This is a genomic window from Streptomyces europaeiscabiei (assembly GCF_001550375.1).
GTDB lineage: Bacteria > Actinomycetota > Actinomycetes > Streptomycetales > Streptomycetaceae > Streptomyces > Streptomyces europaeiscabiei.
Genome location: NZ_LRTR01000600.1, coordinates 1 through 17,145, shown reverse-complemented (window position 1 = coordinate 17,145; position 17,145 = coordinate 1). Strand labels below are relative to the sequence as shown.

The window sequence follows — 17,145 nt, the reverse complement described above, 5'->3', positions numbered from 1 at the left end:
GGGTGGGGCCGCAGGGCCGCGGCGCATCGCCCGAGGCACTGCTCGTACGAGCGCAGGGACCGTTCGACGGCGCCGCCGTGCACGGCCCGCGCCTCCGGTCGTGCGGCGAGTTCACGGGCGAAGTCACGGACCAGGTCGTGCGGGACGTAGCGGCCCCGGCGGCCCGCTCCGCCACCTCCCAGGCACCCCGGTGGTGAGTCTCCTGGGTCCTGCGCACCTGCCCCTCGAACATGTCACGGTCCAACTCCCCCTCGTCTACGTGCAGTTCGAGCCCGCGGGCCATGGTCCGCGGTCGTGTGCCGCCGGTGTCGCCCAGGCCACGCCGCAGCCGGGCGACGTGGTTGTGCAGCGAGGCGGTGTCCGTCGGCGGCGGGTCCTCGCCCCACAGCACCGCCAGCACCGTGTCCACCGGTGGTCGGCGGCGGCAAGAGCGTCGTCTCGGCCGAATTCTGCCCGCCCAGGACCGCCGCACCATCGTCACCCACCGCGACCGGCTGACCGCGACGCCGTCGGCCGAGAAAAACCTTTGGCCGGCGATGTCGAGAACCCGTGCCCGGCTCCGTCCCCGAGGTGAACGCGACCACAATGGGCCGCACCAGTACCGAGGAGAACCACCATGGCCAAGTACTTGCTTCTCAAGCACTACCGAGGTGCCCCGGCCGCGGTCAACGACGTGTCCATGGACCAGTGGACGCCCGAGGAGATCTCGGCCCACATGCAGTACATGCAGGACTTCGCGGACCGGCTGGAGAAGACCGGCGAGTTCGTCGACGGTCAGGCGCTCGCCCCCGAGGGTACGTTCGTCCGCTACGACGGCGAGGGACGCCCGCCGGTCACCGACGGCCCGTTCGCCGAGACGAAGGACCTGATCGCCGGCTGGATGGTGATCGACGTCGACAGCTACGAGCGCGCCGTCGCGCTGGCGGGAGAGCTGTCGGCCGCCCCCGGGGCGGGCGGGAAGCCGATCCATGAGTGGCTGGAACTGCGCCCGTTCCTGACCGCGCCGCCCACCATCACGGAGTGACCTCACCGATGAACGAGGCCCTGCTCCGGAGCCTCACACCGACCGTGCTCGCCGTCCTCGTCCGCCGCGGAGCCGATTTCGCGGCGGCCGAGGACGCCGTACAGGAGGCGCTGATCGAGGCGGTCCGTGTGTGGCCCGCCGACCCGCCACGGGACGCGAAGGGCTGGCTGGTCACCGTGGCCTGGCGCAAGTTCCTCGACGCGACCCGCGCGGACGCCGCCCGCCGCCGGCGTGAGGACCTCGTCGACGAGGAGCCGACGCCCGGCCCCGCCCCCGGGTTGGACGACACACTTCAGCTCTACTTCCTGTGCGCCCACCCGTCGCTGACACCGTCCTCCGCGGTCGCGCTCACCTTGCGCGCCGTCGGCGGGCTGACCACCCGCCAGATCGCCCAGGCCTATCTGGTGCCCGAGGCGACCATGGCGCAGCGCATCAGCCGGGCCAAGCGCACCGTCTCCGGAATACGCTTCGACCAGCCCGGCGACGTCGCCACCGTGTTGCGCGTCCTGTACCTGGTCTTCAACGAGGGCTACTCCGGCGACGTCGACCTCGCCGCCGAGGCCATCCGGCTCACCAGGCAGCTCGCGGCCGCGATCGACCATCCCGAGGTGGCGGGACTGCTCGCCCTCATGCTGCTCCACCACGCCCGGCGCGCCGCCCGGACCGCGCCCGACGGCAGCCTGGTGCCGCTCGCCGAACAGGACCGCGGCCGATGGGACACGAAGTCGATCGCCGAGGGCGTGGGGATCCTGCAGGCGGCCCTCGCCCGGGACCGGCTGGGAGAGTTCCAGGCCCAGGCCGCCGTCGCCGCACTCCACGCCGACGCACGCACTGCCGAGGAGACCGACTGGGTGCAGATCGTCGAGTGGTACGACGAGCTCGCGCGCCTGACCGACAGCCCGGTCGTCCGGCTGAACCGCGCCGTGGCCGTGGGTGAGGCAGACGGGCCACGCGCCGGCCTGGCGGCGCTCGCGGCACTGGACGACTCACTGCCGCGTCACACGGCGGTGGCGGCGTACCTCCACGAGCGCGACGGCGACCTGGCGACGGCCGCACAGCTGTACGCCGAGGCGGCCCGGAAGGCACCCGACCTCGCCGAGCGTGACCACCTGACGCGTCAGGCCGCCCGGCTCAACACCGGCCGGCGTAGCTGACGGGTCGCGCTCGGCCTCGGCCACAACACATCGGCGCGGCCCCGTCGGCCGGAGCGCGCCCCACGTGGCGCAGCGCCTACCGCTGCGCCACGTGGGCGGCGGCCTCGAAGTATGCACAATGTGCCTGAAATATCACAAGAAGGGATACTTGACCCAACGCGGCGACGCACGTCCGCCGCGCCCCATCGACCATGAACAGGCAGGTCGGCCCATGTCGAAGAAATCACGTTCGTCCGAGCCACCGCACGGAAAGGGCCCGAGCCGTCACGAGGGCACCGAGCAGCACGGCTGGTCGCCCGATGTGGACGAGACACGCCAGCAGGACAACCCGAGCGCCTCCCGCTCCTTCCGTGCGGCCGAGCACGCCGGGGAAAGAGGCCGGGGCCGGACGAAGTCCGCAGAGGAGACGAAGTCCGTTCCGGGTGAGACGGCGAAGAGTCACGGGGCGCGCGGCGAGGAATACGGCGACTCGGACGAGAAGGGCCGGCACGACACCGGACGCAGGGGCCGCTCCCAGCGCCCCAGCGGCACCAGGGACGCTTCCTCGTCGACCGGCGTGGACCCGCAGGACTCACCGCCCTCCCCGCCGTCCGGCCGTCGGCAGCGCTAGGCCTTTCGGCACCCGCGAACGGTCGGCTCCTCGCCGCGCGAGGCAGCGAGGCCCGTGTCGTGTCAGCAGATCCGCGGCAACTGCTCCCCGATCGGCAGATCCACCACCCGTGTTCCCCCCAGTCCGGTGCGGGCCACGACCATGCCGGGATGCTCCTCGACGGCCTCACCGATGATCACGGAGTCGGCGCCCAGGGGATGGGCTCGCATCGCCGCGAGGACGGCGTCGGCGTGCTCGCGCGGGACGAAGGCCACGAGCTTGCCCTCGTTGGCGATGTACATGGGGTCCAGTCCGAGAATGGCGCAGGCATTGGCCACGGCCGACGGCACCGGGACGTCGCGTTCCCGGATGACGACCCCTGCCCCGGAGGCCGCCGCGATCTCGTTGAGTGCGGCCGCCAGGCCGCCTCGGGTGGGATCGCGCAGGACGTGCAGATCAGGGGTGACGGCGAGCATGGCGTCGACGAGGCCACCGAGCGCCGCGCAGTCGCTCTTGATCTCCACACCGAATTCCAGGCCCTCGCGCACGCTCATGATCGCGACCCCGTGGACACCGATGGCGCCGCTGACGATCACGACGTCGCCGGGGACCACCCGCTGGGGACGCAGGTCCACGCCCGCCGGGACGAGACCGATGCCCGCCGTGTTGATGAAGATCCCGTCGCCGTGGCCGGCCTCGACCACCTTGGTGTCGCCTGTGGCCACCTCCACGCCGGCGGTGCGCGCGGCCGCGCCCAGCGCCTGGGACACCCGGGTGACCACGTCCAGCTCGACGCCCTCCTCCAGGATGAATCCGCAGGAGAGGTAGGCCGCACGGGCGCCGCTCATGGCGAGGTCGTTGACGGTTCCGTTGACCGCCAGGTCGCCGATGCTGCCGCCGGGGAAGAACAGCGGCCGCACCACGTACGAGTCGGTGGAGAACGCCAGCCGGGCTCCACCCAGCGCGAGGACGGCGGCATCGCCCATCTGGGCCAGCACCTCGCCCCCGAAGGCCGGTGCGAAGATCTGCTGGACCAGTTCGGCGGACAGGACCCCGCCTCCGCCGTGGCCCATCACGACACGCGGCCGGTCCCGCACCGGTGCCGGGCAGGTCCACGCCTCGATGTCCAGGGCGGCGGGGGCGGTGAGATCGGTGGTGTCAGACAACGGGGCTCGCCTCCCGGACCGTCGTGGTGGTGGGCAGGTCCAGGCGCCGGTAGAGGTAGTACGCCGCGCAGGCGCCCTCGCTGGAGACCATCGTGGCCCCCAGCGGCGTACGAGGGGTGCACAGGGTGCCGAAGGCCTCGCACTCGTGCGGCTTGAGCAGCCCCTGCAAGACCTCTCCGCTGCGGCACTCGGCGGGTTCGGCGGTCCGGATCCCGCCGACCGCGAAGCGGTGCTCGGCGTCGTGGTCCCGGTACTTCGACGCCAGCCGCCACCCGCTGCCGGGGATCACCCCGATACCGCGCCATGCGCGGTCGGTGACCTCGAAGACGTCCTCCAGCATGGCTCGGGCGGCGGGGTTGCCCTCCGGGCGGACGGCACGGGCGTAGGCGTTGTCGACCCTGTGCTCGCCGCGTTCCAGCTGGTGGACGGCCCGGCGTACGCCTTCGAGGATGTCCAGTGGCTCGAAGCCGGTCACGACGATCGGCACACGGAAGCGCTCCGCGAGTTCCGGGTACTCCCCCACTCCCATCACGCTGCAGACGTGCCCCGCCGCGAGGAAGCCCTGCACACGGCACTTCGGTGAGGACATGATCGCCTCGATGGCCGGGGGTACGCGGACGTGGGACACGAGCATGCTGAAGTTCTTGATGCCCAGCTTCCGGGCCTGATGGACCGTCATGGCGTTGGGGGGTGCCGTCGTCTCGAAGCCGATGCCGAAGAACACCACCTCCCGGTCCGGGTTCTGCTGCGCGATCCGCAGCGCGTCGAGCGGCGAGTAGACGACACGCACGTCACCGCCTTCCCCGCGGACCTGGAACAGGTCACGGCCGGTGCCCGGCACACGCAGCATGTCTCCGAAGGAGCAGAAGATCACCTCGGGCCGAGAGGCGATCTCCAGCGCCTTGTCGATCACCTCCAGCGGGGTCACGCACACCGGGCAGCCCGGCCCGTGAATCAACTCGACCTGATCCGGCAGGAGTTGGTCGATGCCGTGCCGGATGATGCTGTGCGTCTGCCCTCCGCACACCTCCATCAGCGCCCACGGCCTGGTCACCGTGGCGTGGATGTCGTCGAGGAGCCGACGCGCCAGCTCGGGGTCCTGGAACTCGTCGATGTACTTCACTGGTTGCGCACCTCTTCCGCCGGGTCCACGCCCGCCTCCACCGCCGCCATCTCCCAGGGGTCGCCGAACTCCTCCTGCAACAAGCCGAGTTCGGCGAAGAGTTCGAGCGTCTGCCGCGCCGATTCCTCGTCCAGCCGTTGCAGGGCGAAGCCGACGTGGACGATGGCGTACTCGCCGACCTGAAGGTCGGGCAGATACTCCAGGCACACATCCTTGACGACACCGCCGAAGTCGACGGTGGCCATCCGGGTGCCGTCCCGTTCCTCGATGTCCAGCACTCTGCCGGGTACCGCCAGGCACATGAGCCTCTCCTCGCTGTGGGTCGCGCGTCGCTCAGTCGGTGGGCGCGGGTGTGGGGGTGGTCCGGGCGGCCACCATCAGCTGGCCCAGCGCCAGGCCGCCGTCGCCCGGCGGCACCAGGTGGTGCCGCAGAACCGTGAAGCCCTCCTGGCGCAGGCCGGCGGCGCAGGCCGAGGAGAGCAGCGTGTTGGCGAACACGCCTCCCGTCAGGGCCACCGTGTCCAGACCGTGCCGCTCTCGTGCCCGCACGCACATCGCGTGCACCAGTGCGGCCACACCCCGGTGGAAGCGAGCCGCGATGAGGGCCGCCCCGATGCCCGCGCGCAGGTCGTCGACGATCGCCGCGAGTACGGGTGCCGGATCGGCCTGTACGGCGCCGCCCCCGCTCCCCTCCGAAGGATGCAGGGCGAAGGCGTACGCCGTGATGTCGCCGGCCGGGGCGCGCAGAGCCGCGCCCTCCAGCTCGACGGCGGCCTGCGCCTCGTATCCGGCTCGGTGGCACACACCGGCCAGCGAGGACACGGCGTCGAAGAGCCGGCCCATACTGGACGTGGGGACACAGTTCAGGTCGCGCTTCAACTGCCGCTCCAGCAGGCGGAGTTCGTCGGGCGGGCAGGCGGCGGTACAGGCGAGGTCGTCGGCCCAGCCGATCCCGGCCGTCCTCAGGTGGGCCAGCGCCATGCGGTACGGCCGGCGCACCGCGGCGTCGCCACCGGGCAGCGGGACGTACGCGAGGTGCCCGAACCGGGTGAAGCGGTCGTAGTCGGCGAGCAGGAACTCGCCGCCCCACACGGCACCGTCGTCGCCGTGGCCCGTGCCGTCGAAGGCGACGCCGATCACCGGCCGGGCGCCGTCCAGCCCGTGTTCGGCCATCGCTGCGGCGACGTGCGCGTGATGGTGCTGGACACGCACGACGGGCCGGTGTGCCGCGTTGCGGTCGGCCCATGCGGCGGAGCGGTAGCCGGGATGCCGGTCGGAGGCCAGGGTCTCGGGCCGTACTCCCGTGATGGACTCCAACTGCGCCGCCGCGCGCTCGAAGGCCCGCTGCGTGCCGACGTCGTCCATGTCGCCGATGTGCGCCGACAGCCAGGCCCGGCGGCCCGACCCCAGGCAGAAGGCGTTCTTCAGGTCTCCGCCGACGGCGAGGGCCGGCCGCACGGGCAGCGGGAGGGTGAGCGGCAACGGTGCGTGGCCACGCGAGCGGCGGATCACCAGCGGCTGCCCGTCGCAGACCCGGACCACGGAGTCGTCGCACGGGACGTGGATCGGCCGGTCGTGGGTGAGCCAGGCGTCGGCCAGGTGCGCGAGCCGCTCCAGCGCCTCGGTGTCGTCGGTGACGATCGGCTCACCGGACACGTTGCCGCTGGTCATGACGAGCAGCCCGGGACCGTCCACGTCACCGGGCAGGCCGAGCAGCAGATGGTGCAGGGGCGTGTACGGCAGCATCACGCCGAGATCGGGGCTGCCGGGTGCGACGGCCTCGGCGGGCCGCGGATCCCCGAGAGCGTGCGGACGGCGTCTGACCAGTACGACCGGTCTGGCCCGGTCTTCGAGCAGGTTCCGCTCCTCGGGGCTCAGCCGCACGAGGTGCCGGACGTCGTCCGCCGTCCTGGCCATGACGGCGAACGGCTTGTCCCCGCGCGCCTTCCGGCGCCGTAGCAGGGCGACGGCCGCCTGGTTCGTGGCGTCGCAGGCCAGGTGGTAGCCACCCAGGCCCTTCACGGCGAGGATCGCGCCCCGCGTCAGCAGCGCGCGTGCCTCGGTGACCGGGTCCGCCTCGGTGACCGGGTCCGGCTGGTCGGCACTCCTGCGCCCGGGCTCCTGTCCGGCGACCAGCCGCAGCCGCGGTCCGCAGGCCGGGCAGGCGACCGGCTGCGCGTGAAAACGCCGGTCGGCCGGATCCGCGTACTCGCGGGCGCAGTCGGGGCACATCGCGAAGCCGGCCATGGTGGTGCCGGCACGGTCGTAGGGCACGCCGGTGACGATCGTGAAGCGCGGGCCGCAGTGGGTGCAGTTGACGAACGGGTGGCGGTAGCGCCGGTCCGCCGGGTCGGCCAGCTCGGCGAGGCAGTCGGCGCAGGTGGCGGAGTCCGGGGAGACCAGGGTGCGGGCCCGTCCGTCGGCGCGGGAGGCCAGGATGGTGAACGCGGTGCCACCGGCGGGAGGCATCTCCCGGTGGTCGACGGACTCGACGCGGGCCAGCGGGGGTGCCTGGGCGGCGATCCGGTCACAGAACCCGGCCACGGCCGACGCCGTGCCCTCGACTTCCACGACGACGCCCTCCGGAGTGTTGGTCACGTGTCCGGCCAGGGCGAGTTCGGTGGCGAGGCCGTACAGGTAGGGCCGGAAGCCGACGCCCTGCACCACTCCCCGGACGGTGATACGGCGCCGTAGCGGCGTGCCCTCGACGACGGGGGCCGGGGCCTCCTGCGGACCGCTCACGGGTGGGTGCGGGCCATGGCGCCGGTGGCCTCCGGGTGCGCGTGGGTGTGGCCGTGCGTGTGACCGTGGTGGTGCGGCTGCCGGGCCATGACCGGCGAGTGGACGGGTGCGCCGTCCACGGCCGCCATCGCCCTGTCGAGCAGCACGCCGACCCCCCGCCCCCGGCGTGCCGAGGTCATGACCACCTCGACTCCCGGGTTGACCTGCTGCACGTTCGCGCGGAACGCGACCTCGTCGAACTCGACGGCCTCCGCGAGGTCGGTCTTGGTGACCACGACCAGCTGGGCCAGACCGAACGCGGTGGGGTACTTGAGCGGCTTGTCCTCGCCCTCCGTCACGGAGGCGAGCGTGACCCTCAGCGTCTCCCCCAGGTCGTAGGAGGCGGGGCAGACGAGGTTGCCGACGTTCTCCACGAACAGCAGCCGGGTGTCGTCGGGCAGCCACCCGTCGAGGTGCCCGGCGAGCATTCCGGCCTCCAGATGGCACAGTCCGTCGGTGAGCACCTGCTTGACCGGGACGCCCGAACGCGCCAGGCGGACCGCGTCGTTCTCGGTGGCGAGATCGGCGCTCAGCGCCGCCACGGGAACGGACCGCTCACGTGCCCGCAGCAGTTCCTGTTCCAGCAGCGCGGTCTTGCCGCTGCCCGGACTGGACAGCAGGTTGACGACCGCGGTGCCTCGGGCCGTGAGGGCGGCGCGTAGTTCGTGGGCGCTCGCGTCGTTCTTCGCGAGTACGGCTTGGCGCAGGTCGGCGACACGACACATGGTTCAGCGCTCCTCGGAGATCGGTTCGCGGGTGGGCACGTGCGCGGGGCCGCCGTCCTCCCAGCGCACGTCCACGATCTGCAGTTCCCGGCCCGCGAGCAGGTCGGTACGCGTCCCGCCGCACGCGGGGCAGGTCAGCCGGGGCGGCATGCCGACGGCCCATTCGTGTGCGCAGGGGGTGCAGCGGGCCCGCCCCGGCACCGCTTCGGTCACCAGTTCGGCGCCTTCCAGCAGAGTTCCGGCGCAGGCCAGTTCGAAACAGAAGGCGAGCGCATCGGGTACGACACCGGCCAGTTCGCCCACCTGGAGCCGTACCGAACGCACCTCCGTGACGTTCCCGGCCCGCTCGGCGGCCTCCGCGACCTGGTCGACGACGGCCAGCGCGACGGACATCTCGTGCATGGGGCTTCGTCCTTCCGCCGACTGTGTCCCGCCGGGGTTCATTACAGGCGTGCGCACCCGGGTCCCACGGCCCGGCACGCCGTCACCAGGCGGCAGGTACGCCGTTCGACGCAACCGCACGGTGCACGCGGGGTGGCGCCCCGGTTCACATCCGTCGGATCCGCAGATAGCGCCTGACGTCCGGCAGCACCTCGGCGGCGAGGGCGACCATGGCCGCAAGGGCAGCTCCACCGATGACGATCTTCTTCATTCCGTATCTCCTCATGTCGAAGCCTCAGCGGTTGAGGCCTGCGCCACGGACGGCTCACCGTTCCGCAGCAGCTCTTCGATCAGCCGGACCGCCTCCGGTACGGCATCGGACACCGGCGCGCTGAGACCGATGCGCTCGTCCACCGAGGCCGGTTCGCACCCGACGACCAGGACGCGGCGTGGCGGCTCTGCGCCGGTGCCGGCGCAGAGCGTGCCCAGCAGCGCCAGGACGGTGTCGGGGGTCATCCGGTGGCCGTCCAGGGCGGGGGCGCCCGGCGACGGGTTCGGACCGCCGACGTCGTGTTCGATCACGTACAGCGTGCCGGGGGCTTCGCCACGTGCCGTGGCGTCCACGAGGACGAGGGTGTCGTAGCCGTCCAGAAGCTGATAGGCGAGGTGCACGCCGCGCACCCCGATGTCCACGACCTCGACGTGTCCGGGCAGGTCGCGGTCGGCGAGCCGGCGAGCGGTCTGCACACCGAAGCCGTCGTCGCCGAGGAAGATGTTGCCGATGCCGGCGACGAGCGTCCTGGGGCCCGACCGCGCTGAGGGGTTCATACGTCGTCCTCCAGCGGTGTGACCTCGTCGGGCTGGAAGTACAGGAAGCGTCCCTGCTCGCGGCGGATGTCGGCACCCGGGTCGCCCTCCACCGTGACGGCCAGGTGCACCCCGCCGTCGACGTCGTGCAGCACCGCCTCGACCTTGGCGGTGCGGCCCCGCAGGAAGATGTCCTGCGCGTCGGTGCGCCGCAGGCCGGGGTGCAGCTCGACGCGGCTGCCCTGGCCCACCGACCGGCCGTCCACGACCACACGGTCCCGCGACGGGTCGAAGCCCGCGTCGCTCGCGGGGTCCCACCAGGGCGGGTCGGGCCGCTGCACCCCGTACTCGTCGGGGAAGCCGTCGGCCGGGGCGACGGGGCCGGGGCCGGTCACCTCGCGCAGGCTCCGTACCGCTCCGTGGAGCCGCTCCAGCACCTCGGCCGGCATCGAGTCCGCCAGCTCGATCACGGCGGCCGCCCGCTCGTCGGTGCCCCGGGCCTCCCGCTTCTCCTCGTCGGTGAGGGCCGCCGTGCGCAGCGCGAGGATCTCGTCGATCTCGGTGGCGTCGTAGAGCGCGCCGGGGCTCTCCGGGGCGATGGCCGGATGGTCCTCCAGGATGATCGGTGAGGACAGCACGAGGTCAAACCGGCCGGGTTCGCCGGCGAGTACGGGCCAGGTGTGCAGGTTGCGGCAGGCGGCGACCGCGCCCTTCGCCCATTCTGGGGGATCGGTCATCGACAGGAACGAACCGGCGCTGAGGGCCATGAGGAGGTGGGTGGCCACCAGGGAGTACGGCAGCGCCGCGTCCCGGTCGGCGGCGCGGCCCTCGGGCGGTGTCCAGTCGCTGGTGTTCTCGACGACGGCGGTCAGCCGCAGGGTCCGGTACGGGCCGTCGAGTTCGCGGGCGGACAGCCTGACCGTCCCGCTGATCTCCTCGCGCCGCCGGAGCAGTCGGCCGACGGTACGGCCGGCCGCGTCCAGGACGGGTGCGGTGTCCTCCCGGGCCGGGAGCCGGAAGGGATGGGTGACGCCGTCGCCGAGGAGTTGGTCCACCGGCGCGATCACCTCGACACGTTCCTCGATCCCCTCGTCCCAGGGCACCAGCACCCGGTCGTCGAGGTCGAGTTCGGGGACGGTGTCGAAGCCGCCGTCCGGGCGGATCCGCTGGACCGTGCGCCGACGGGCGTGCAGGAAACGCATCTCGACCGAGAGGGTCGCGCCCGCTCTCGGTTCCATCAGGCATTCGGTGTGCTGGAAGTCGTGCTCCTCGCTCTCGGTGCCCCAGCCGGGCGGCACGAGCACCCCGAACTGCCAGCGCAGCCGGTTCTTGGCCGCGGAGGCGCGGTACGGGTAGAGCACGTAGCCCTCGAAGAGGACGGCGTCGGCCACCTGCCGGGCGAGAGCGAACCGCTCCTCGGTCTCGGCGGCGAACGCGGTGACGGTCACGGGTCGGTCCTTCCGGTGGTGCCGGTGAGCGCACGGAACGGATCGCTCGCGGGCGGGTCGGCGGCCTCGCTGCCGTCGAGCAGGGCCTTGAGGGTCGCTTCCCAGGAGGGCAGCGCATGCCGGGAGCGGTAGGCGAGGAGGGCGTCCATGGTGTCGCGCGGCAGCCGGATCCAGCCGCACCCGGGAAAGTGCTGCTCGACCATCTCCCGCCAGGCGGTGACCGGCATCCGGAAGGTCGCCTCCCGGTCCCACGGGACCGGTTCGATCCGGAAGCCGCCGTCTCCGGTGAACGCCGTACCGGAGAAGAGCATCAGCAGCGGAACCTCGCCGTCGGTGAGGGCGGTGAGGTAACGGGTGGCGGCGATCTCCATGTCGTAGGTGCACGGCACGACGAGGTCGGTCTCGATCTCTCCGGTGAAGCTCGGGACCATGACCGAGACCTGCGCGAACTGTACGGGCTGGAGCGTGCTGCCCCAGCGTGAGCGCTCGCCGAAGAGATCCGCGAGGCCGTCGGCCTCGGCCGGCTCGTAGCCGCGTCGGGCGGGTTCGATACGGATCTGGCAGCGCAGTGCGAGGGCGTGCACGCGCGCGTTGTCGGCGGCGGTGACGCGCAGCCGGAAGACGAGCGTCGGTCCGGCGGCGTACCGGTCGGCGCGGACGCCGGTGCAGGCGAAGGCGAACTCCGTCATGGCCGCACCGCCTCGTCCGGCAGGCGCACCGATTCGACCGACGCGGCGCCCGGCTCGCCCACGGGCCGGGCGCGGCGCGCGACCTCCGCGAAGAACGCGTCCAGAGCGGCGCGTGCCTCGGCTCCGCCGTCGAACCCCTGCCACAACAGCCGCATGCGGCCGACGAGTTCGTAGCAGATGTCGATCGGAACGAGGTGGGTCTCACAGCGTCCGTCGGTGCGGCGCAGCAGCAGCGCCTCCACGTCGGGTTCGAGGAGTTCGGCGAGACGGCTGCCGCCGAGGACCGCCGCCCAGGTGGCCGGTTCGAGTTCGCTCTCGGTGGCTCCGGCCGGGCTCGGGTAGAGGGCGACCAGCCGGTCGAGCGCCGCGTTGCGGAAGAGGAAGGCGACGCCGACCGGGATCTGCAACGCCTCCCACGCGCTGTCGTCGAGGCGGTGTCCGGGGTCGGTGAGGTAGCGACCCGGGACCGTGCGGAAGCGGCCCGCGGCGGCACCCGGCTGTTCCATCAGCAGCGCGCAGGGGGCGCAGGCGCAGACGAGGGCGCGTTTCTCGGTGTCGACCAGGTGACGGTGGTCCTCGGGCACCGCCACCGCGCACAGCTCGCACCGCTCCGGCTGCGGCGGACGCTCTGTCAGGAACCTCCTCAGACCGGCGGTGGCCGCGGTCATCGGGCCCCCGTCGGTGCCGTGCTGATCTGGAGGAGCGTGGGCCCGGCGGGTGCTGTCTCCACGTCGACGGCCCTGACCTCGGGTGCGAAGCAGGCGAGCGCCGCTTCGGCGGCCTGCCGGGCGTCCGCCTCGGAGCCGCAACCGCAGCCGCCGCCCGCCCTGGCACGCACCCGCAGCGTGCCGCTCTCCTCGTCGAAGTCCACGACGTCCAGGGTGTGTTCGCGGACGCTGTCGAGGGCTCGGACGATGCGGGTGTCACGGTCCTCGGGGTGCAGGTCGTGCAGGACGAGAAGGCTCGAGACCAGTTCGTCGCCGAGCAGTCCCGCCGACGGTTCGCCGGGCGCGGAGGACAGCAGATGGAGGATGCGGGCCAGGCCGGCACCGTAGAAGTCCATCAGGGAGCGGACGAGTTCCTCCGCCGCCGTGGCGGCGGCCGGGTTGCCGCTCGTGGCCAGTCGGTCCAGCACCTCCTCGACACGGCGTCCGGTCTGCTCGGCGTTGACGGGCCGTGCCGCCGTCGGCGCGCTCATCCGCCCAGTCCGCTCAGGCCGGTGGGCACGTGCATCGACTTCACGGTCTTGCCGCCGCCGACGTACATGTGGACGCCGCAGGGCAGACAGGGGTCGAAGCTGCGGACGGCGCGCATGATGTCAATGCCCTTGAAGTTCTCCGGGGTGTTCTCCTCGAAGATGGGCGTGTTCTGCACGGCGTCCTCGTACGGGCCCGGCGTGCCGAAGGTATCCCTGGTGCTGGCGTTCCAGGGGGTCGGCGGGTACGGGTGGTAGTTGGCGATCTTGCCGTCGCGGATCACCATGTGGTGGGAGAGGACACCGCGGACCGCCTCGGTGAAGCCGACGCCGATGCCCTCGTCCGGGACCTCGAACTTCTCCCAGGTCTGGGTGCGTCCGGCGCGGACCTCCGCCAGGCCCTTCTCCGCGCAGTGCAGGGCGACGGCGGCGGCGTACGCCTGGAAGTAGGTGCGGGCGCGGTTGCGTTCCAGCGCGTTGGACCACTTCGGGATCTTCCACTCGAAGGTGGTCTCCGGCTTGGTCATGGTCCGGGGCAGGTTGATGACCACGCTGTGGCCGGTGGCCTTGATGTACCCGATGTCGACGAGCCCGGACAGGGCGGTGGACCACAGGCGGGCGATGGGGCCGCCGCCGGTGTCCAGGGCGAGGTGGTCCTTGCCGTCGAACCAGCGGGGTGACATGACCCAGCTGTACTTGTCGTCGAAGTTCCGCTTCTGCGGGGCGGGGATGGTGTGCTGGTTCCACGGGTGGCGCGGGTCCACCGGGTTGCCGAGCGGGTCGTGGGTGACGAACTGCTCCTGGCCCTGCCAGTCCTCGTAGTAGGAGCTGCCGAGCAGGATGCGGATGCCGAGGTTGATCTCGGTGAGGTCGTTGGTGACGAGCTTGCCGTCGACGACGACACCGGGGGTGACGAACATCTTCCGTCCCCAGTCCGTCATGTTGGCGTAGGTGAAGTCGCAGTACTCGGGGTCGTTGAGCGCGCCCCAGCAGCCGAGCATGACCCGGCGGCGGCCGACCTCCTCGTACCCGGGCAGGGCCTCGTAGAAGAAGTCGAACAGGTCGTCGTGCAGCGGCACGACGCGCTTCATGAACTCGACGTACCGCATGAGGCGGCTCATGTAGTCCGTGAAGAGCTGTACGGAGGCGATGGTGCCGACGCCGCCCGGGTAGAGCGTGGAGGGGTGCACATGGCGGCCCTCCATCAGGCAGAACATCTCGCGCGTGTAGCGGCTCACTTGGAGCGCCTCGCGGTAGAACTCGCCCTCCAGCGGGTTGAGCGAGCGCATGATGTCGGCGATGGTGCGGTAGCCGTGCTCGGCGGCGTGCGGGGCCTCGGTGCGCTCGGCGAGTTCGAGGACGCCGGGGTTGGTCTCCTTGACCATCTTCTCGCAGTAGTCGACCCCGACCAGGTTCTCCTGGAAGATGTTGTGGTCGAACATGTACTCGGCCGACTCGCCGAGGTTGATGATCCATTCGCCGAGGTGCGGGGGCTTCACGCCGTACGCCATGTTCTGCGCGTACACCGAGCAGGTGGCGTGGTTGTCGCCGCAGATGCCGCAGATGCGGCTGGTGATGAAGTGGGCGTCGCGGGGGTCCTTGCCGCGCATGAAGACGCTGTAGCCGCGGAAGACCGACGACGTGCTGTAGCACTCCGCGACCCGCTTCTGCTTGAAGTCGATCTTCGTGTGGATGCCCAGGCTGCCCACGATCCGGGTGATCGGGTCCCAGGCCATCTCCACCAGGCCGCTGCCGTCGCCGGCCGTCTTCGTCTTGGGTGCCATCTGTGTGCGTGCCCTTCGTTGCGTCATTGCGCGGGGGTTGGGGTGGGGGTGCGCGAAGCGGGGAGCGGACTACTCGCCGCAGCCTCGGCCGCTTCGGCTGCTTCGGCCGCCTCGCCGGCTCACCACGGGGGCCGGTATCCAGTGGTGATCTTGTCTCCGGTACGGCGCCACTTGGGCTCCTTGTCCACGGTCTTGGCGGTGATCGACCGGAGCTTGCGAACGACGGCGCCGTACGCCCCGCTGGCGTTGCTGGAGAGCTTGGCGCCGGGGGGCTCGTCCATGAACGGCATGAACTTGTCGGGGAACCCGGGCATGGTGCAGGCGATGCAGATGCCGCCGACGTTGGGGCAGCCGCCGATGCCGTTCATCCAGCCGCGCTTGGGCACGTTGCACTTGACGACCGGGCCCCAGCAACCGAGCTTGACCAGGCAGGTCGGCGAGTCGTACGACAGGGCGAACTGGCCCTGCTCGTAGTAGCCCGCGCGGTCGCAGCCCTCGTGCACGGTGGCTCCGAAGAGCCAGGTGGGACGCAGCTTGTCGTCCAGCGGGATCATCGGGGCGGAGCCGGCCGCCTGGTAGAGCAGATAGGTGAGCGTCTCGGAGAAATTGTCGGGCTGGATGGGACAGCCCGGGACGCACACGATGGGGATGCCTGCGTGGGACTTCCAGTCCCAGCCGAGGTAGTCCGGCACGCCCATCGCGCCGGTCGGGTTGCCCGCCATCGCGTGGATACCGCCATAGGTGGCGCAGGTGCCGATGGCGACGACCGCCAGCGCCTTCGGCGCGAGCCGGTCGATCCACTCGCTGGTGGTGATCGGCTGGCCGGTCTCCGGGTTGTCGCCGAAGCCGCACCAGTAGCCCTCGGGCTTGATCGACTCGTTGGGGATGGAGCCCTCGACGACCAGGACGAACGGATCGATCTCGCCCCGTTCCCCCTTGAAGAACCACTCGATGAACGTGTCCGAGCCGCCGACGGGACCGCACTCGAAGTCGATGAGCGGCCAGTGGACGGCGATCTTCGGAAGGCCGGGCAGCACACCGAGCACGATCTCCTCGATGCTGGGCTGCATGGCCGCCGTCAACGCGACCGAGTCACCGTCGCAGCTCAGGCCCGCGTTGATCCAGAGAATGTGGATCGTGGGTGCCTCGTCGGCGGGCGCGCCGCCTGCGTGCGCGGCATCGACTGTTCCCGGCGTCGCCTCAGTCATGGGATCGCCTCCTGGGGAGGTTAGGGATGAAAGCCTCTATTTCGACCGTTGCTCTTCTTCGTATCAGCCGTTCGGCCGTGATGAGACGCCATCGAGGGCCGTTCCGGTGACGTCGGCGGCCAAGCGGATCGGACCGGTTCGCGCAACGGGGGCGGAACCGAGGTGCGGCGGGGTGCACGTCGGTCGCGACTTGTGGACGAAGGAGCGGCGCAGCGCGTGGTACGGGGCGTCGGGGTCGTCGAAGGTCCGGCGCATCCGGGCCAGCTCCCGTGCACGGAAGCCGGCCAGCGGGGTCGCGCTCTCCAGCCGGTCCAGCTCCGTCTTCTTCGCGGCGATCCGCGACGCCGTCGCCGGAAGCGCCGCCAGACGCGCCGCCAGACCGCCGACCTCCCGTGCGAACGCGTCGGAACCGCAGTCGACCACCCGGTCGACGAGCCCGAGGCGCAGCGCGCTCGCCGAGCCCACCGGCAGCGCCTCCCGCATGAGCCGCTCGGCTGTCGCGGGACCCACCCTGCGCGGCAGCGTGAGCGTCCAGTACTCCGAGCCGTACAGGCCCATCAGACGGTAGTGGGGGTTCAGCACGGCTCCCGAGCGGCACCACACCTCGTCGGCCGCCAGGGCGAGCATCACTCCGCCCGCCGCGGCGTTGCCCGCGACCGCCGCGACCACCAGCCGGTCCGTCGTCGTCAGGACCGCCTCGACCAGGTCGTCGATGGCGTTGATGTTCGCCCAGGACTCGGCGGCGGGGTCGTCGCAGGCCTCGATGACGTTGAGGTGGATCCCGTTGGAGAAGAAGTCCCGTTCGCCGCCCAGCACCAGCACCGACGTGGGCCGCGCGCACGCTTCCCGGTAGGCGTCCAGCAGGCGGCGGCACTGCTCGGAGCTCATGGCGCCGCCGGGGAAGGAGAACGAGAGGAAGCCGACGGTCCCGTCCTCCCGGTAGTGGATGTCCGACCAGGTCCGCCGGCATGCCTCGGGCAGGCGGGGCAGGGTGTGCTCGGGCAGCGGCGGCAGCCGGTCGCCCAGGGCCGACACGGCCGGCAGCTTGAACGTGGGCGGCTGCCCCGGGCC

General features: G+C 71.6%; 19 protein-coding genes. 4 read left to right on the top strand and 15 right to left on the bottom strand.

Going from position 1 to position 17,145, the window contains the following annotated elements:
• From AWZ10_RS53000 to AWZ10_RS28780, 4 genes are all read left to right on the top strand, one after another.
• The coding region (locus AWZ10_RS53000) for a hypothetical protein (protein ID WP_208618565.1) at positions 1–197 on the top strand (197 nt) is incomplete at its 5' end.
• A gap of 419 nt (positions 198–616) precedes the next feature.
• Positions 617–1,024 (top strand): YciI family protein, encoded by a 408-nt coding sequence (locus AWZ10_RS28790; protein ID WP_046703519.1) that lies wholly within the window; start codon positions 617–619, stop codon positions 1,022–1,024.
• Between the two features lie 8 nt (positions 1,025–1,032).
• Entirely contained in the window at positions 1,033–2,178 is a 1,146-nt protein-coding gene (locus AWZ10_RS28785) for an RNA polymerase sigma factor (RefSeq protein WP_046703520.1), read from the top strand.
• 211 nt (positions 2,179–2,389) lie between these two features.
• Positions 2,390–2,788, top strand: coding sequence for a hypothetical protein (locus tag AWZ10_RS28780; RefSeq protein ID WP_060892401.1), 399 nt, complete (start codon positions 2,390–2,392; stop codon positions 2,786–2,788).
• Between the two features lie 62 nt (positions 2,789–2,850).
• Here the strand turns inward: AWZ10_RS28780 and hypE are convergent, their stop codons facing one another.
• The 15 genes from hypE to AWZ10_RS28710 form a co-directional block, all read right to left on the bottom strand.
• On the bottom strand, positions 2,851–3,933 hold the full coding sequence (hypE, locus tag AWZ10_RS28775) for a hydrogenase expression/formation protein HypE (protein WP_046703522.1): 1,083 nt from the start codon (positions 3,931–3,933) through the stop codon (positions 2,851–2,853).
• Complete coding sequence (gene hypD / locus AWZ10_RS28770) at positions 3,926–5,056, bottom strand: hydrogenase formation protein HypD (protein ID WP_046703523.1); 1,131 nt, start codon at positions 5,054–5,056, stop codon at positions 3,926–3,928. Before hypD ends, hypE begins: the two co-directional genes overlap by 8 nt.
• A complete protein-coding gene (locus AWZ10_RS28765) occupies positions 5,053–5,358 on the bottom strand; it encodes a HypC/HybG/HupF family hydrogenase formation chaperone (protein WP_079104463.1) in 306 nt (101 codons plus the stop codon). The genes hypD and AWZ10_RS28765 overlap by 4 nt, the downstream gene beginning before the upstream one ends.
• Before the next feature lie 31 nt (positions 5,359–5,389).
• Entirely contained in the window at positions 5,390–7,798 is a 2,409-nt protein-coding gene (hypF, locus tag AWZ10_RS28760; RefSeq protein ID WP_060892400.1) for a carbamoyltransferase HypF, read from the bottom strand.
• Positions 7,795–8,562 carry a hydrogenase nickel incorporation protein HypB gene (gene hypB, locus AWZ10_RS28755; protein WP_046703525.1) on the bottom strand — a complete coding sequence of 256 codons (768 nt, stop codon included), beginning with the start codon at positions 8,560–8,562 and terminating at the stop codon, positions 7,795–7,797. Before hypB ends, hypF begins: the two co-directional genes overlap by 4 nt.
• A 3-nt stretch (positions 8,563–8,565) precedes the next feature.
• Entirely contained in the window at positions 8,566–8,964 is a 399-nt protein-coding gene (gene hypA / locus AWZ10_RS28750; RefSeq protein WP_046703526.1) for a hydrogenase maturation nickel metallochaperone HypA, read from the bottom strand.
• A gap of 145 nt (positions 8,965–9,109) precedes the next feature.
• Entirely contained in the window at positions 9,110–9,214 is a 105-nt protein-coding gene (locus AWZ10_RS55815; protein WP_408992267.1) for a DUF6893 family small protein, read from the bottom strand.
• An 11-nt stretch (positions 9,215–9,225) separates the two neighbouring features.
• The gene (locus AWZ10_RS28745; RefSeq protein ID WP_060892399.1) at positions 9,226–9,771 is read right to left on the bottom strand and encodes a hydrogenase maturation protease; all 546 of its coding nucleotides are present in this window, start codon (positions 9,769–9,771) and stop codon (positions 9,226–9,228) included.
• A complete protein-coding gene (locus AWZ10_RS28740) occupies positions 9,768–11,198 on the bottom strand; it encodes a hypothetical protein (RefSeq protein WP_060892398.1) in 1,431 nt (476 codons plus the stop codon). Before AWZ10_RS28740 ends, AWZ10_RS28745 begins: the two co-directional genes overlap by 4 nt.
• Positions 11,195–11,887 carry a DUF6084 family protein gene (locus AWZ10_RS28735; RefSeq protein ID WP_046703529.1) on the bottom strand — a complete coding sequence of 231 codons (693 nt, stop codon included), beginning with the start codon at positions 11,885–11,887 and terminating at the stop codon, positions 11,195–11,197. Before AWZ10_RS28735 ends, AWZ10_RS28740 begins: the two co-directional genes overlap by 4 nt.
• On the bottom strand, positions 11,884–12,555 hold the full coding sequence (locus tag AWZ10_RS28730) for a DUF5947 family protein (protein ID WP_060892397.1): 672 nt from the start codon (positions 12,553–12,555) through the stop codon (positions 11,884–11,886). Before AWZ10_RS28730 ends, AWZ10_RS28735 begins: the two co-directional genes overlap by 4 nt.
• Positions 12,552–13,085 (bottom strand): hypothetical protein, encoded by a 534-nt coding sequence (locus AWZ10_RS28725; protein ID WP_046703531.1) that lies wholly within the window; start codon positions 13,083–13,085, stop codon positions 12,552–12,554. Before AWZ10_RS28725 ends, AWZ10_RS28730 begins: the two co-directional genes overlap by 4 nt.
• Complete coding sequence (locus AWZ10_RS28720; protein ID WP_037692601.1) at positions 13,082–14,866, bottom strand: nickel-dependent hydrogenase large subunit; 1,785 nt, start codon at positions 14,864–14,866, stop codon at positions 13,082–13,084. Before AWZ10_RS28720 ends, AWZ10_RS28725 begins: the two co-directional genes overlap by 4 nt.
• Before the next feature lie 119 nt (positions 14,867–14,985).
• Positions 14,986–16,074: an NADH-quinone oxidoreductase subunit B family protein gene (locus AWZ10_RS28715; RefSeq protein ID WP_046703532.1), complete on the bottom strand. Its 1,089-nt coding sequence runs from the start codon at positions 16,072–16,074 to the stop codon at positions 14,986–14,988.
• A gap of 63 nt (positions 16,075–16,137) precedes the next feature.
• Positions 16,138–17,145, bottom strand: a 1,008-nt coding sequence (locus AWZ10_RS28710; protein WP_167365999.1) for an enoyl-CoA hydratase/isomerase family protein, incomplete at its 5' end; no start/stop codon positions are given.

Coding starts and splice junctions, on each gene's coding strand:
- AWZ10_RS28790 (WP_046703519.1), top strand. CDS start 617: ATGGCCAAGTACTTGCTTCTCAAGCACTACCGAGGTGCCCCGGCCGCG.
- AWZ10_RS28785 (WP_046703520.1), top strand. CDS start 1,033: ATGAACGAGGCCCTGCTCCGGAGCCTCACACCGACCGTGCTCGCCGTC.
- AWZ10_RS28780 (WP_060892401.1), top strand. CDS start 2,390: ATGTCGAAGAAATCACGTTCGTCCGAGCCACCGCACGGAAAGGGCCCG.
- AWZ10_RS28765 (WP_079104463.1), bottom strand. CDS start 5,358: ATGTGCCTGGCGGTACCCGGCAGAGTGCTGGACATCGAGGAACGGGAC.
- hypB (WP_046703525.1), bottom strand. CDS start 8,562: ATGTGTCGTGTCGCCGACCTGCGCCAAGCCGTACTCGCGAAGAACGAC.
- hypA (WP_046703526.1), bottom strand. CDS start 8,964: ATGCACGAGATGTCCGTCGCGCTGGCCGTCGTCGACCAGGTCGCGGAG.
- AWZ10_RS55815 (WP_408992267.1), bottom strand. CDS start 9,214: ATGAAGAAGATCGTCATCGGTGGAGCTGCCCTTGCGGCCATGGTCGCC.
- AWZ10_RS28745 (WP_060892399.1), bottom strand. CDS start 9,771: ATGAACCCCTCAGCGCGGTCGGGCCCCAGGACGCTCGTCGCCGGCATC.
- AWZ10_RS28735 (WP_046703529.1), bottom strand. CDS start 11,887: ATGACGGAGTTCGCCTTCGCCTGCACCGGCGTCCGCGCCGACCGGTAC.
- AWZ10_RS28730 (WP_060892397.1), bottom strand. CDS start 12,555: ATGACCGCGGCCACCGCCGGTCTGAGGAGGTTCCTGACAGAGCGTCCG.
- AWZ10_RS28725 (WP_046703531.1), bottom strand. CDS start 13,085: ATGAGCGCGCCGACGGCGGCACGGCCCGTCAACGCCGAGCAGACCGGA.
- AWZ10_RS28720 (WP_037692601.1), bottom strand. CDS start 14,866: ATGGCACCCAAGACGAAGACGGCCGGCGACGGCAGCGGCCTGGTGGAG.
- AWZ10_RS28715 (WP_046703532.1), bottom strand. CDS start 16,074: ATGACTGAGGCGACGCCGGGAACAGTCGATGCCGCGCACGCAGGCGGC.